At 71.6% G+C, this 14,200-nt stretch carries 13 protein-coding genes; 3 read left to right on the forward strand and 10 right to left on the reverse strand.

Features of this window, described 5'->3' with window-relative positions:
* Positions 1–8 precede the first annotated feature (8 nt).
* Positions 9–2,015, reverse strand: a complete 2,007-nt coding sequence (locus BM288_RS12750; RefSeq protein WP_092919367.1) for a S9 family peptidase — start codon at positions 2,013–2,015, stop codon at positions 9–11.
* Complete coding sequence (locus BM288_RS12755; protein WP_092919369.1) at positions 2,015–2,803, reverse strand: SDR family oxidoreductase; 789 nt, start codon at positions 2,801–2,803, stop codon at positions 2,015–2,017. The genes BM288_RS12750 and BM288_RS12755 overlap by 1 nt, the downstream gene beginning before the upstream one ends.
* A 121-nt stretch (positions 2,804–2,924) precedes the next feature.
* Here BM288_RS12755 and BM288_RS12760 point away from each other — a divergent pair, with 121 nt between their 5' ends.
* Genes BM288_RS12760 through BM288_RS12770 form a run of 3 tightly spaced genes read left to right on the forward strand, consistent with a single transcriptional unit; the run spans position 2,925 to position 5,393 of the window.
* The gene (locus BM288_RS12760) at positions 2,925–3,383 is read left to right on the forward strand and encodes an NfeD family protein (RefSeq protein ID WP_318255562.1); all 459 of its coding nucleotides are present in this window, start codon (positions 2,925–2,927) and stop codon (positions 3,381–3,383) included.
* A gap of 16 nt (positions 3,384–3,399) precedes the next feature.
* A complete protein-coding gene (locus BM288_RS12765; protein ID WP_318255564.1) occupies positions 3,400–4,653 on the forward strand; it encodes an SPFH domain-containing protein in 1,254 nt (417 codons plus the stop codon).
* Positions 4,650–5,393, forward strand: a complete 744-nt coding sequence (locus BM288_RS12770; RefSeq protein WP_318255566.1) for a glycerophosphodiester phosphodiesterase family protein — start codon at positions 4,650–4,652, stop codon at positions 5,391–5,393. Before BM288_RS12765 ends, BM288_RS12770 begins: the two co-directional genes overlap by 4 nt.
* Before the next feature lies 1 nt (position 5,394).
* Here the strand turns inward: BM288_RS12770 and BM288_RS12775 are convergent, their stop codons facing one another.
* Genes BM288_RS12775 through BM288_RS12810 form a run of 8 tightly spaced genes read right to left on the reverse strand, consistent with a single transcriptional unit; the run spans position 5,395 to position 14,200 of the window.
* Positions 5,395–6,123 (reverse strand): glycosyltransferase, encoded by a 729-nt coding sequence (locus BM288_RS12775; RefSeq protein WP_092919373.1) that lies wholly within the window; start codon positions 6,121–6,123, stop codon positions 5,395–5,397.
* Positions 6,116–7,711 carry an apolipoprotein N-acyltransferase gene (gene lnt / locus BM288_RS12780; protein WP_092919375.1) on the reverse strand — a complete coding sequence of 532 codons (1,596 nt, stop codon included), beginning with the start codon at positions 7,709–7,711 and terminating at the stop codon, positions 6,116–6,118. The genes BM288_RS12775 and lnt overlap by 8 nt, the downstream gene beginning before the upstream one ends.
* Positions 7,708–10,125 carry a DEAD/DEAH box helicase gene (locus BM288_RS12785; RefSeq protein ID WP_092919377.1) on the reverse strand — a complete coding sequence of 806 codons (2,418 nt, stop codon included), beginning with the start codon at positions 10,123–10,125 and terminating at the stop codon, positions 7,708–7,710. The genes lnt and BM288_RS12785 overlap by 4 nt, the downstream gene beginning before the upstream one ends.
* Before the next feature lie 13 nt (positions 10,126–10,138).
* Positions 10,139–10,930 (reverse strand): twin-arginine translocase subunit TatC, encoded by a 792-nt coding sequence (tatC, locus tag BM288_RS12790; protein WP_318255567.1) that lies wholly within the window; start codon positions 10,928–10,930, stop codon positions 10,139–10,141.
* Positions 10,931–10,933: 3 nt separating this feature from the next.
* Entirely contained in the window at positions 10,934–11,176 is a 243-nt protein-coding gene (locus tag BM288_RS12795; RefSeq protein WP_318255568.1) for a twin-arginine translocase TatA/TatE family subunit, read from the reverse strand.
* 33 nt (positions 11,177–11,209) lie between these two features.
* A complete protein-coding gene (locus BM288_RS12800) occupies positions 11,210–12,163 on the reverse strand; it encodes a helix-turn-helix transcriptional regulator (protein ID WP_092919379.1) in 954 nt (317 codons plus the stop codon).
* The gene (locus BM288_RS12805; RefSeq protein ID WP_092919381.1) at positions 12,160–13,206 is read right to left on the reverse strand and encodes a helix-turn-helix transcriptional regulator; all 1,047 of its coding nucleotides are present in this window, start codon (positions 13,204–13,206) and stop codon (positions 12,160–12,162) included. Before BM288_RS12805 ends, BM288_RS12800 begins: the two co-directional genes overlap by 4 nt.
* A gap of 13 nt (positions 13,207–13,219) precedes the next feature.
* The gene (locus BM288_RS12810; protein WP_143103109.1) at positions 13,220–14,200 is read right to left on the reverse strand and encodes an FKBP-type peptidyl-prolyl cis-trans isomerase; all 981 of its coding nucleotides are present in this window, start codon (positions 14,198–14,200) and stop codon (positions 13,220–13,222) included.

A 14,200-nucleotide genomic window follows, 5' to 3' on the forward strand; every position in this document is an offset into this window, starting at 1 on the left:
CCGTCCCCTCAGCCGTGGTTCAGGGGCGTCGGCAGGTGCTTCGCCCACCACGCGAGGATGTGCTCGAATCGCTCGACGCGGTGCCGCGGCTGACCGGTGCGCGTGAGCTCGTGGTCCTCCCCCGGGAAGAGCAGCAGCGCGGTCTCCACGCCGTTCCGCTTGAGCGCCGCCCAGTAGCGCTGGGCCTGCTCGGGTGGGCAGCGCCAGTCCTGCTCGGAGTGCACCACGAGGGTCGGGGTCTGCACGTTGCCGACCTGCGCCATCGGGGACTGCGCCCGCACCGCATCCGCGTCGGTGCCCGTGTACTCCCCCGAGAAGAACCAGCCGATGTCGCTCGTGCCGACGAACGACTCGGGGTCGAGGAAGCCGCGCTCGACGACGGCCGCGGTGAAGCGGTGGTCGTTGGCGATCGTCCAGGCAGTCAGGTAGCCGCCGTACGAGCCGCCCATGATGCCCAGTCGCTCTCGGTCGAGCGACGGATGCGCGTCCAGCGCGCCGTCGAGGAAGTCGAGCACGTCGTGCAGGTCGACGGTGCCCATCGCCTGCTTGATCGCGGCGCCGTGCGCGCGCCCGTAGCCGGCGGAGCCGCGAGGGTTGCACTGCACGACGGCGTAGCCGGCGGCGACGGCCACCTGCGCCTCGTCGAAGACGCCGACGCCGTACTGCGCGAAGGGGCCGCCGTGGATGTTCAGCAGCACCGGGTGCGGGCCCTCGCCCTCGGGCATGAAGACCCAGCCGTGCACGGTGCCGCCGTCGCGGGCGGCGAACTCGTGCTCGCTCGGCTCCACCAGGCCGGTCTCACCCAGCGCCTTGCCGAAGTCGGTCAGCACCGTCAGCCCGCGGTCGTCGAGCACGGCGAGCTCGCCCATCGAGGTGGGCGTGCGCACGGTCGCGACTGTCACACCCTCGCCGACGCCGTGGCCGAGCACCTCGAGGTCGCCGCCGATGAGCTCCTTCGAGCCGCCGCCGGTGACGTGCACCAGCCGCACGCGGCCGCGCCGCCGCTCCTGCACGAGCACGCCGTCCTCGACCACCGTCGAGTGGCTGCCGCTCTCGCCCAGGTCGACCGACTCCTCGTCGGTGACCTCCTCGGCGTGCGCGCCCGGCTGCTCGAGCACGAACAGCTGCGCCTGGCGGGCGACGAAGTCACGACCCGAGTCCCCCAGCTTGCCCGCGATCAGCACGAAGCCGCCGTCGGGCGTCGCCTGCACCTCGTCGACGCTGAGGCCCGCGCGGGAGGAGAGGATCGTGTGCGGCTCACCCTCGGCGACGGTCGCGTCGAACTCCACGACGGCCGTCAGCAGGTCGTCGTCGCGGGTGTCGTGCCGGGCCGTCGTGCACAGCACGCGCTCGCCGTCGCTCGAGAACGCGGGTGCCGCGTGGTCGAAGTCGCCGTGGCTGAGCTTGACCGCCTCGGGCGCGTGCGGCGCGTCGTCCTTCGTCGTCTCATCGTCGTGCGGATGCGCGGCGCGGTCGTAGCGGGGCTCGGCATCGAGATCGGGCAGCGCCGCGGTGAACAGGTGGGCGTGCCGGCCGACGAGGCTGCCGAGCCCGTTGGCGAGGTTGCGGTTGCGGGTGATCAGGCGCGGCGACTCCTGCGCCGGCGAGACGCCGGCGACAGAGCCGTAGCGGCCGGGCTCGGCCACGATCGAGGTGAAGGCGATGCGGTCGCCGGTGGGCGAGACCGCGAACTCCAGCACGCCGCCCGCCTGCGCGGTCGCCTGCACGGGCTCGCCGCCGTCCACGCGCATGGCCCACACCTGCGGCGTGTCGGCCGCATCGGGGCGCACGAACAGCACCGTCTGGCCGTCGGGCGTGAGCTGCGGGGCGCGGTCGGCGGTGCCGCCGGTGAGTCGTCGTCGCGAACCGTCGCGCAGCGAGACCTTCCAGAGCTGCCCGACGTTGCGGTTCGCGCGAAGGTCGGGCCGTGAGGCCGCGACGATCGCCCACTTGCCGCCGGGGTGCACGGCGGGGCGGGAGAGCGTGACGAGCTGCTCGATGTCCTCGGCGCGCATCAGGCGGTGCCCTCGGCAGCGCCGAATCCCTCGACGTCGCCGACCAGGCGCGTGTGCTCGGCAGGCACCGGCTCGACAGCGGCGAGCGCGACCTCCTGCGCGAACTCCTCGACGTTGTAGAGCTTGCCGGCGTCCTCGCGGCGGCTGGCGATCGCGCCCGGGTTGGCGCGCTCCAGCAGGGTGGCGGTGATGGTGCCCTCGATCATGTCGCCGGAGACCACCACGAGCTCGATGCCGCGCTCGGCCAGCGCCGGGATGCGCTCGCGCAGGGCGTCCTCGCCCGCACGCTTCGACAGCGCGACGGCCTCGTACTCGGGCAACGTCGGCGTGGTGCGGATGAAGTGGGCCTGGTGGCTGGTGACGAACACGACGCGGGCCCCATTGCTCAGCACCGGGAGCGCGGCCTCGAGCAGCGCGACCTGCGCATCGCGGTTCAGCCGCATGGCGTAGTCCTCGCCCATGCCGCTCTCCATGCCGCCGGAGGCGTTCATCACCAGGATGTCGATCCCGCCGAAGCGCGAGCGCGCCGCCTCGAACATGGTCGCGAGGCTCGCGGCGTCGGTGAGGTCGGCCTGCACGGCGATCGCCTCGACGCCCTGCTCCTGGGCGGCCGCGACGACCTTCTCGGCGCGCGGCGCCTTGGCGCGGTAGTTCACGACGACGTTCGCTCCGGCGGCGGCGAGCAGCGCGACGGTGGCCGCGCCGATGCCGCGGCTCGAGCCGGTCACGAGCGCGGTGCGGCCGGTCAGCGAACCGGGCTCAAGGGGGGCGGTGGGGGTCTCCGACACGTGTGCTCCTTCGTTCCCGATGAGACTACTGTGCGGCCCGTGCGGCCACGGCGGCGACCCGCGACCGGGCTGGCCGCGCGCGCCTTGCCCGGTCACAGCATCCGCTCAATATGCTGGGCGTGTGGATCTCGTCCAATATGCCTGGATCGCGTGGCTCGTCGTAGCGCTCGTGTGCTTCATCATCGAGATGGTGACGCTCGAGTTCACGTTCCTGATGATCGGCATGTCGTCGGTCGTCGGCCTCGTCTCCAGCATCACCGGGCTGCCCTGGTGGGCGCAGATCCTGATCGCCGCCGCGGCTGCCATCACGCTGCTGTTCCTCGTGCGGCCGAAGCTGCTGCATCGCCTGCACGAATCCGGCCAGGTCAATCTGCAGGGCATCGAGGCGCTGCTGGGCATGGCGGGCGAGGTCACTCGCTCCTTCGTGCGCGGCGCGGGTGAGGTGACGCTCGTGAACGGCGACATCTGGACGGCCCGCCTCTCCCCCGCGGTGCAGCCGCGCGATCCCGACGTCGGCGAGCGCATCGTCGTCACCGCCATCGAAGGGGCGACGGCCATCGTCGTCCCAGCCCAGCGCTAACCCAAGGAGCTGCCTCATGCCGATCGACGGACAATTCATCCTCGGAGCATTCCTGCTCGTCGTGGTGATCCTGGTCGTCCTGTTCGTGCTCGTCACGCTCTTCAGGTCGATCAGGATCATCAAGCAGGGCTTCACCGGTGTGGTCGAGCGGCTCGGCCGCTTCCACAAGGTGCTGCAGCCCGGCCTCAACTTCCTCGTGCCGTTCATCGACCGCGTCGCGTACCACGTCGACATGCGCGAGCAGGTGCGCTCGTTCCCGCCGCAGCCGGTGATCACCGAGGACAACCTGGTCGTCTCGATCGACACCGTCGTGTACTTCCAGGTGACGGATGCGCGCGCGGCCACCTACGAGATCGCCGACTACCTCTCGGGTGTCGAGCAGCTCACCACCACCACGCTCCGCAACGTGGTCGGTGGCATGAACCTCGAGGAGGCGCTCACCAGCCGCGACACGATCAACGGCCAGCTGCGCAACGTGCTCGACCAGGCCACCGGCAAGTGGGGCCTGCGCGTCGGCCGCGTCGAGCTGAAGGCGATCGACCCGCCCCACTCCATCCAGGACTCGATGGAGAAGCAGATGCGCGCCGAGCGCGACCGCCGCGCCGCGATCCTCACCGCAGAGGGCTCGAAGCAGTCGCAGATCCTCGAGGCCGAGGGCCTCCGCCAGTCGGAGATCCTGCGAGCCGAGGGCCAGGCCAAGGCACAGGTGCTGCGCGCCAAGGGTGACGCCGAGGCCCAGGTGCTGCTGGCCAAGGGCGAGTCGGAGGCGATCGAGCGCGTGTTCGCCGCCATCCACGAGGGCGACGCCGACAACAAGCTGCTCGCCTACCAGTACCTGCAGACGCTGCCGAAGCTCGCCGAGGGCGACTCGAACAAGCTCTGGATCATCCCGTCGGAGCTCACCGACGCGCTGCAGCAGGTCGGCAAGGGCTTCTTCGAGGGCCGCGCCGAGGTGCCGGCGCAGAAGGCCAAGACCAAGCACAGCGGTGAGACCGGCCAGTCGATCCTGGACGAGACCTTCCAGGCCGACTCGGTCTCCGACGTCGAGGTGCCCTCGATCGCCGAGACGCTGCAGGCCAGCGGCATCGACCCGAAGGACGCCGGCCGCATCGACAACGTCTCCTCGTCCACGTCGCTCGCCGACGAGACCCCCGACACCGACTACAGCGAGGCGATCGAGACGGCGCGCGAAGTGCGGGCGGATGCACCGGCGGTCGACCCCGAGGATCTCCCCGACGCCCCCCAGGACGGCGGGCCCACGCGGGCGTGAGCGCGTTCCTGACCCCGGCGTCGCCGCGGGTGCTGGCGCATCGGGGGCTCGCCCTCGATGCGCCGGAGAACACGATGATGGCGTTCATCGCCGCAGTGGATGCCGGTGCCACGTTCCTCGAGACCGATGTGCACGCCACCGCCGACGGCGTCGCCGTGCTCGCGCACGACCCGGGCCTCGACCGGGTCGCCGGGCGGGACGTCGTGATCGAGCAGACGCTCTGGAAGGATCTCGGCGAGATCGACCTGGGCCAGGGCGAGCGGGTGCCGGGGTTGCGCGAGGCGCTGCTGGCGCTGCCGGACGCGAAGTGGAACATCGACCTGAAGTCGGATGCCTCCGTCGTGCCCGCGGTGCGTGCGGTGGTCGAGGCGAAGGCCACCGACCGCGTGCTGCTCACCTCGTTCTCGGAGCGGCGGCGCAAGCAGGCGCAGCAGCTGCTGCCGGGGGTCGCCACCAGCGCGTCGCAGTCGCTCGCCGTGCGCGCACTGGCCGCCCAGCGGCTCGGCCTGCACGGTCAGCTCGAGCGCATCCTCCGCCCGGTGGTGGCGCTGCAGGTGCCGCGCAGGCACAAGGGGCTCGAGATCATCACCGAGCGCAGCGTCGCCGCGTTCCGGCGCGCGGGCGTCGAGGTGCACGTGTGGACGATCAACGACCCGGTCGAGATGCAGGAGCTGCTCGATCTGGGTGCCGACGGCATCGTCACCGACCGCTGCGATCTGGCGCTGCCGCTGCTGCCGTAGCTCAGCGCGGCGGCTTCGGCAGGGCGCGCACGCCCGACAGCCCCCACTTGGTGACCGCCCCGATCGTTCCGAGCTCTTCCAGCACGCGCATCTTCGAGCTGCCCACGGCGCGCTCGATGAAGCCGACCGGCACCTCTGCGATGGTGCCGCCGGCCTGCGCGACGCGCACCGCCATGGCGATCTGGAAGGCGTAGGCGTCCACCTTGATCGCATCGAGGTCGACCGACTCCAGGATGCGGGTGCGGTAGACGCGCAGGCTGCTCGTGAGGTCCTTGACGCCGGTGGAGAGCATCGTGCGCGCGTAGGCGTTGCCGACCTTCGCCGCGACGCTGCGCCGCCAGCCCATGTTGCGCACGTCGCTGCCCTCGACGAAGCGGGAGCCGATCACCAGATCCACCCCCGACTGCGAGACGGCCAGCAGCTCAGGCAGGGCGTCGGCGTCGTAGGAGCCGTCTGCGTCGGTGACGACGACCCGGGTGGCGCCGCGAGACATCGCGAAGCGCATGCCCTCGATGACGGCGGAGCGGTAGCCGCGCTCGCTGCGGTGGATGACGAGCGTGCCGGCGTCAGCCTTCGCGAGCCGGTCGGCGAGCTCGCCGGTGCCGTCGGGGCTGCCGTCGTCGATGATCACGAGCTCGGCGTGCGGCACCGACTGGCGCAGCCGCCCCACCGTGCGCTCCAGGCCCTCGACCTCGTTGTAGGTCGGCACCACGATCATGACGTCAGGCATCCGCTCGCTCCTTCCGCTGCATTGCCGTGGCGACTCCGAGGCCGGCCAGGGTGAGGACGCTGCCGATGCACAGGGCCCAGTCGATCCATGCTCCCAGACGGATGCCCGGGGTCACGGTCGTCGACAGCGGCAGGTCGTCGAGCATGGTCCCCGGCTCGTACTGCGGCAGCCGATCGATGATCGTGCCATCGGGACCGATCATCGCACTCGTGCCGACGGTGGAGATGTTGACGACCGCGCGGCCCGCCTCGACCGCGCGCAGCTGCGCGATCGCGAGCTGCTGGACGTTCTCGGCGGAGCCCTCGCCGAAGTCGGCGTTGTTCGTGGGCGCGAGGATGATCTGGGCGCCGTGCTCGAGCACCATCTCGCGCGCGAGGTAGTCGTCGATGATGTCGAAGCAGATCGCCAGCCCCGCGCTGGTGCCCGCGAGGCGGAAGGCGTTCGGGCTCGCCGGGTCGATCGAGAAGTCGCGCGGGATGAGCTCGAGGAACCCGAGCTGCTCGAGGATGGGCCCGAAGAACTCGCGCTGCGGCAGGTACTCGGCGAACGGCACCGGATGCTGCTTGCGGTACTCGGCCACAGCGCCCTGCCCCGGCTCGATCTGCAGCAGCGCGTTGTAGGTGTCGTCGCCGTCGCGGGTGACGGTGCCGACCACCAGCGGCGCGTCGAACTCGGTGGCGACGCGGTCGAGCGCCGCCAGGGTCGCTGGTGTCTCGTCGGCGTAGAACTCGGCGGCGTTCTCGGGCCAGACGAGCAGGTCGAGCTGTGAGCCAGCGAGCTCGCGCGTGGCATCGACGTGCTGCTGCAGGATCTGACCCGGCACGCGCGGGGCGAGCAGGCCGGCCTCGCTGTCGCCCTGCACGGCGCCGACGCGCAGGCTGCCGCTCTGCTCGATGGGGAAGCCGGGGATGGCGACCAGCAGGATGAGGGCGATGGCGCCGAAGGTGAGCCGGCGGCGCAGGATCGTGCGGTGGTGCAGCGCCAGCTGCACCACCAGCGCCGAGACGGTCGCGATGAGGAAGCTGAGGCCTGCGAAGCCCACCCAGCTGGTCGTGTCGGCGAGCGGGCTGGAGGCCTGCGAGTGCGCGAGCCTGCCCCAGGCGAAGCCGCCCCACGGCACGGTCGACGAGAGCGATTCCCGCAGCAGCCAGAGGCCGCCCAGCAGCAGGGGCAGCATGACGAACGACCCGATCGGGCCCGGCATGCGCGGCTCCGCCCAGCGCCAGGCGAGCGCAAGCACGACGCCGCCCATCCCCCACCAGACGGCCATCCATGCCGTCAGGGCGATCAGCGGCACGGGCCCGAGGTACACGGAGATCCACTGGATGTGGAGCAGGAAGAAGATCGCACCGGTCGTGAAGCCCAGTCCGAAGGAGGTGCCGATCGTGCGGCCCCGCAGCGAGAGCAGCGAGAGCGCGACCGCGAGCACGATCAGCGGCCACCAGTCGAACGGCTGGAAGGCGAGCGGCATGATCGCCCCAGCCAGGATGGCTGCTGCCCACGCGTACGCCGTCGACAGCGGCTGCCGCGCGCGGGTGCGGGCGACGCGCTGCTTGATGCCGGCGCCGGCGAGGGGGTTGACGGTCACAGCGCGGAGCCCGATGCGTCGACGACGCCGCGGCGGATGCGCTCCACGGCCTCGCGGGCGTTGCGGGTGAGGCGCTTGGGCGCGACCTGCTCGATCTGCTCGAGCACATCGATCGTCTGCTTGGTCCAGCGCACGAAGTCGCCGGCGGCCAGCTCGGTGTCGCGCAGCACGCCGTCGAGCGGGTAGCCGCGCGCCCAGCGGTGCATCGCGAGGGTGAGCCCCGTCTGCAGCGGCTCGGAGCCCGGCAGCCGGTGCTCCTGCTCGAGGTCGTCGAGCTGTGCCCAGAGCGTGTGCGTCGCATCCAGCGCGTCGAGGAACGCGCCCTTGGGCAGCATCCGCTGCGGCAGCATGCCGTCGTCTCGGCGGCCCTCGAAGACCAGCGCGCTGGCGAGCGCCGCCAGTGCGGGCGCGTCCAGCCCGTTCCAGAGACCCTGCCGGATGCTCTCGGCGACCAGCAGGTCGCGCTCGCCGTAGATGCGGCGCAGCACCTCGCCGGCGGGCGAGACGCGCGAACCCGACTCGGTCTCCGCGACGTAGCCGAGCGTGCGCAGGATCACGGTGATGCGGTCGAAGCGCTCGGCGATCTCGCCCGTGCGGCGGGCGATCTGCCGCTCGGCCTTCTCGACGTCGCGCTGCAGGCGCCAGTAGCGCTCGCCCCATCGGGCGTGCGACTCGCGCTCCGGGCAGGCATGGCAGGGGTGCTGCTTCATGCGGCCGCGCACGCCCTTCAGCTGCTTCTGGATGCGGTCGTGCTCGCTGTGGCCGAGGTTCTTGCGCTGCGCGTCGCGCTCGAGGTCGGCCAGCTCGCGCCGCAGCGCGGCGTACTCGGAGAAGTCGCCCAGGTGGCAGCGCATCGACTCCTCGTAGCCGGCCAGGCTGGCGCGCTGGTCGACCACCCGCCGCGCCAGCTGCACGACCGAGCGATCGGCCTGGAACTGCGCGAACGAGGTCTCGAGCACCTCACGGGTGCCGGGCACGCCCAGCCGGTCGATGAGGTTGACGGCCATGTTGTAGGTGGGCTTGAAGCTCGAGTGCAGCGGGTAGGTGCGGCGGGAGGCGAGCGAGGCGACCTCCACCGGCTGCAGCTTGCCGCTCCAGATCACCACCGCATGACCCTCGGTGTCGATGCCGCGGCGGCCGGCGCGGCCGGTGAGCTGCGTGTACTCCCCCGGCGTGATGCGCACGCGCGCCTCGCCGTTGAACTTCTCGAGCTGCTCGAGCACGACGGTGCGGGCGGGCATGTTGATGCCGAGCGCGAGGGTCTCGGTCGCGAAGACCACCTTCAGCAGGCGGGCGCGGAAGAGCTCCTCCACGACCTCCTTGAACACCGGCAGCAGGCCGGCGTGGTGGGCGGCGACGCCGCGCAGGAGGCCGTCGATCCAGTCGTAGTAGCCCAGCACGCCCAGGTCGGCGTCGTCCAGCAGCCGCGTGCGCTCGTCGACGATCGCGCGGATCTCGGCGCGATCCTCAGGGCTCGTGAGCCGCACCCCGCCGTCCACGACCTGCTGCACAGCCGCGTCGCATCCGGCCCGGGAGAAGATGAAGTCGATCGCCGGCAGCATCTCCTGCCGGTCGAGCTGCTCGATCAGCGCCACCCGGTCGACCCGGGGCGGGCCGCCCCAACCGCCCGGCGCGCCCCGGCGGCCGCCCTTGTCGGGGCGCCTCGAGCGATAGCGGTTGTGCCCGCCCCGGTCGCGGTGGCCGTGCGCGGCGGAGTCGGCCAGGTCGGTGCCGCGCGCCAGCTGCTGCAGCTCCTTGCTGGGCCGGTGCGTGTCCTCCCCCGCCTTCGAGTCGAACAGATCGACCAGGCGGCCCTTGATGTGCACGTGCGCGTCCAGCGGCACCGGCCGGTGCTCCGAGACGATCACGCGGGTGTCGCCGCGCACCGCGTCGAGCCAGGCGCCGAACTCCTCGGCGTTCGAGACGGTGGCCGAGAGCGAGACCATCCGCACGTGCCGCGGCAGGTGGATGATGACCTCCTCCCACACCGCCCCGCGGAACCGGTCCGCGAGGTAGTGCACCTCATCCATCACCACGTACTCGAGCTGCGACAGGTCGCGGCCCTCGTAGAGCATGTTGCGCAGCACCTCGGTGGTCATCACCACGATGCGGGCATCGCCGTTGATGGAGGTGTCGCCGGTGAGGAGGCCGACGGATGCGCTGCCGTAGACCTCGGTCAGCTCACGGTGCTTCTGGTTCGACAGGGCTTTCATAGGCGTCGTGTAGAAGACGCGACCGGTCGGCGCCTCCATCGTGAGGTGGATCGCGAACTCGGCCACGACCGTCTTGCCGGCGCCGGTCGGAGCGGCGACGAGCACGCTCGAGCCCTCCTCGATGGCCTCGCACGCCTCGCGCTGGAAGGGGTCGAGCCCGAACGGCATCGCGCGGGCGAACGCGTCGGTCGCGATGGTCATCGGGTCACCGCGCTCATGCCTCAACCCTGGCAGACTCGCGCTTGGCGCGCCGCCGGTCGACGAGCAGCGCGATGCCGGCGGCCGCGAAGTACAGCACCACCATCGGCACCGAGATGATGAACATGCTCCACACGTCGCCGGCCGGCGTCACGAAGGCGCCGAACAGCGTGGCCGTCAGGATGGCCCAGCGCCACGCGCCCAGGATCGCCCTTCCCGAGACGATGCCGGCAAGGTTCAGGAAGACGACCACGACCGGCAGCGTGTAGGCGACGCCGGCGGCGAAGACGAGCTTGAGTGAGAAGTCCCAGTAGTCGGTCGCGCCGAGGAAGGCGGTGAAGCCGTCGGGCGTGAAGCCGACGAAGAGGCGGATGATGCGCGGCAGCACGAACCAGCCGGTCGCGCAGCCGGCGATGAACAGCGGCACGGCTGCGGCGATGAACCCGAACACGTAGCGGCGCTCGATGGTGCGCAGCGCCGGCACGATGAACGCGAGCAGCTGCCAGATCCAGATCGGGCTCGAGATGATGATGCCCAGCAGGAAGCCGATGCGCATCTGCACGTCGAAGGCCTGCGTGATGTTGGTGATGTTCAGCTCGACGTCGAGTCCCGCCGCCTGCAGCTCGGCGAGCGGCGAGCTCAGCAGCCGCAGCAGCGGCTCGGCGAGGAAGAAGCCGCCGATGGCGGCCGCCACGATCGCGGCACCCGAGATGTAGAAGCGACGCTTGAACTCGCGCAGGTGCTCAGCCAGCCGCATGCGGCCTTCCAGCTTCGACTGCCGCTCAGCCGTGCGCCCCTTGCGGGCCATCGGCTACTTCCGGTCGGTGCTGGCGGTCGAGTCGCCGCCGTCGGTGCTGGCGGCGTCGTCCTTCGTGCCGTCGCCCTTGACTTCCTTCTTCAGGATGTTGACCGACTGCCCGAGGCTGCGGGCGAGCGCCGGCAGCTTCGCCGCACCGAAGACGAGCACGACGATGATGAGGATGATCCACCAATGCGCTCCCGCATTGCCGAGAAATCCACCCATGATCGCCTTCCGCCCCGTCTTGGTCGTCACCCATCCTACCGGCATCGCGGTGGGACGGGTGCGTCAGTCCTGCTGCGTCTGCTCCCGGCCGCTGCTCGCGCTCCCGAGCGCGTCGACGGCGAAGCGGCGCATCGCGCGCCGCAGGCTCGCGGGTGCCACGATCTCGGCGTCCCCGCCGCACGCGGCGACTGCGCGCAGCACAGCAGGCTCGCTCCACACCTCGATGTCGAACCGCACGCGCTCCCCGTCGACCGAGACCGGCTCCGAGGTGGCGTAGTCGCGCAGCAGGGCCGCCGCAGCGCGGGTCGAGACGACCTGTGCGGTGCCCGTGACGGTGCGCTCACGCTCTGGCAGCGCATCCGGCCATGCATCGTCCGTCGGCTCGATCGCCTCGATGCGGTCGAGCCTGAAGGTGCGCATGCCCTGCTTGTCGAGATCGGCGGCCTCGACGAAGACCTGGCCCTCGTTGAGGTTGAGCGCCACCGGGGCGATGCGCCGCCGCTGCGTTCCGGCCCCCGGCTTGCGGTAGTCGATCGCCAGCACGGAGCGGTCGCGGATCGCGTCGCGGATGCGCTGCGCCGCCAGCGGCACGGCGAGCGCGTCGACGGCGACCGTGTCGGCGCCCTGCGAGGCGGCTCTGCGGAGCTTCTCGCGCAGCGCCGCCACCCGCGCCGGCGCGGCGCCTGTGTAGCCGGCGACGAGGGTGAGCCCGGCGATCAGCGCGCTGGCCTCGCGCGGCGAGAGGCGCACCGTCTCGTCCTCGAAGGCGGGCCGCATCGTCACCGAGATGACGTCCTGCTGCTCGAACGCGTCGAAGTCGATGTCGAAGCGGATGAAGTCGCCCGCGCCGTCGGGCACCCCGGCCATGAAGACGCGCTCGACGGCCTCGCGGATGCGCTGCTCGGGCACGCCGAAGTGGGCGGCCGCCTCCTGCACCGTCACCGACCCGGACGCGGTGACGTACTGGATGAGCGAGAGCAGCAGGCCGATGCCGCGCTCGATGCGGCTCTCGCTCACGAGGCGGCCTCCTCGGTGCGCTCGTCGTCATGGGCGTCGCGGATGCGCTCGAGGCGCTGCCGCACCAGCTCGCGCTGCTCGGCAGGCCAGGCGATGGCGACGTCGGAGCCGAAGCCGGTCAGCTCGTCTGCGATGAGATGACGGTCGGCATGGTGGACGACGAGCAGGCCGTCCTCCTCCCTGGTGTCGCGCCGGTGCCGGAGACGGATGTCGGCGTCGCTGCCGGGCAGCGCGTGCACGCCCACCGAGGCGGTCGCCCAGATCTGCTCGAGCTTGGCCAGGGCCGCGGTCGCCGCATCCTCCGGAACCTCGAAGGGATGCTTGGCTGCGCGGTCCTTCACAGGCGAGACGATGCGCTGCATGAGGAAGGTGCGGGTGTCCTCAGCGCCGAGGTCATGGCCGACCAGCATCCAGCGGCCGCGGAACAGCACGGTCGCCCACGGCTGCACCGTGCGGCTGCGGGGTGTGCGCTCCCCCGGCTTGAGGTAGTCGAAGACCACCTCGCGGTGCCGGTCGGCGGCGCGCTTCAACGCCTGGAAGGCGCTCTCGCGGGGACGCTGGCGGGGCTGCAGGACGGATGCGGTGGCCGGCTCGGCGTCCTCGGGGTCACTCGTGCGGCCGGGGGTGCGCTCGAGCGGCAGGCCGCCGCGGAACTCGGGGTCGGCGCGCAGCTTCAGCGCCGCGCGCTGCGACTCCTCGGTGAGGCCGCCCTCGTGCCACACGCGCAGCGCGAGGTCGAGCAGGTCGCGCTCCTCGGCGTCGAACTGCAGCTCTGCGGGCGAGCCGAGCACACCGTCGAGCACGCGGTAGCGGGCCTCCTGGTTGCTGTCGTCGCCCGGGGGCTGCACGACGTCGATGACGATGCCGTGCTCGCGCAGCGCATCCTTGTCGCGCTCGAACATGCGCTCGAGCGCATCGCCGACCGGCTGGCCCTGGTAGCCGGCGACTCGGGTGAACAGCTCATGCTTCGTGAAGCCGACGCTCGTGTCCACGAGCGCGAGCAGCAGAGAGAACTGGCGCTCCTCGGCCTCGACGCGGTTCATCGACGGGTCGCCGTCAGCCGGCGACGGGCTCGACCCGGTCGAGGATGTCGATCACGAACAGCAGGTGGTCGCCCTCCTGGATCGTCGCGGGGCGCGTGGCCGCGTCGTTGTAGCCGAGCTCCTGCGGGATCGAGACCACGACCTGGCTGCCGATCGGCTGGCCGACCACCGCGTCCACGAAGCCGGGGATCAGGTTCGCGTCGTCGATGGTCATGACGGTCGGGGCGCCGCGCTCCCATGAGGAGTCGAACACCTCCTCGGTCTCCCAGACGATGCCGGTGTAGTGCAGCAGCACGCTGTCGCCCTCGGCGACGGGCTCGCCGGTGCCCTCGATGCTCTGCATGACCGTCAGCTCTGCCGGTGCGGGGCCGCCTGGGAAGGTGACCCCGGGACGGCCGTCGGTGGCGAGGGTGATCGCCGGCATGCCCTGCTGGCCGGGGCGCGCGTTGCCCTCGGCGCGGCCCGGGTGGGTGCCGGTGACGTCGAGCACGACCACCGCGGTGTCGGCCGCGGCGATGTCCATCTCCGGCGACTCTGCGCCGGGGCCGAACAGGCTCTCGATGGTGGTCGTGAGCACGACGGTCGAACCGGGGGCCGCGCACGAGACCGCCTGGCTGAGCGCCGTGTCGCCGCCGGCGGACAGGCGCAGGGCCTCGGCGGCCGGGACGTCGGAGCCGGGCTCGGGGTACGAGCTGGTGATGATCATGCCGGTCTTGCCGGAGTAGACGACGTAGTTCGCGTCGACGACGTCGCCGTCCTCGATGCGGTCAGCGTCACCGCCGGTCAGCGTCGCCTGGTCGCCGTCGGTCACCAGCGGGATCTCGAAGTCGACCGTCGGCGCACCCTCCGTCTGCTCGACGCTCACCTGGTTCGACGCGGCTCCGGCGGGCAGCGTCGGCATGCAGCCGTCGATGCTGCCTGCGGGCGCCTGGCAGGCGGTGAGGCCGGCTGCGGCGACGAGCAGCGCGGCGATCATGAGGGGGCGTGTGCGCAC

It is taken from the genome of Agrococcus baldri (genome assembly GCA_900114805.1).
Classification (GTDB): domain Bacteria; phylum Actinomycetota; class Actinomycetes; order Actinomycetales; family Microbacteriaceae; genus Agrococcus; species Agrococcus baldri.

Bases quoted from the DNA above. Each gene is read 5' to 3' on its own strand.
- BM288_RS12750 (WP_092919367.1), bottom strand. From the start codon at position 2,015: ATGCGCGCCGAGGACATCGAGCAGCTCGTCACGCTCTCCCGCCCCGCC.
- BM288_RS12765 (WP_318255564.1), top strand. From the start codon at position 3,400: ATGCCGATCGACGGACAATTCATCCTCGGAGCATTCCTGCTCGTCGTG.
- BM288_RS12775 (WP_092919373.1), bottom strand. From the start codon at position 6,123: ATGCCTGACGTCATGATCGTGGTGCCGACCTACAACGAGGTCGAGGGC.
- BM288_RS12785 (WP_092919377.1), bottom strand. From the start codon at position 10,125: ATGACCATCGCGACCGACGCGTTCGCCCGCGCGATGCCGTTCGGGCTC.
- tatC (WP_318255567.1), bottom strand. From the start codon at position 10,930: ATGGCCCGCAAGGGGCGCACGGCTGAGCGGCAGTCGAAGCTGGAAGGC.
- BM288_RS12805 (WP_092919381.1), bottom strand. From the start codon at position 13,206: ATGAACCGCGTCGAGGCCGAGGAGCGCCAGTTCTCTCTGCTGCTCGCG.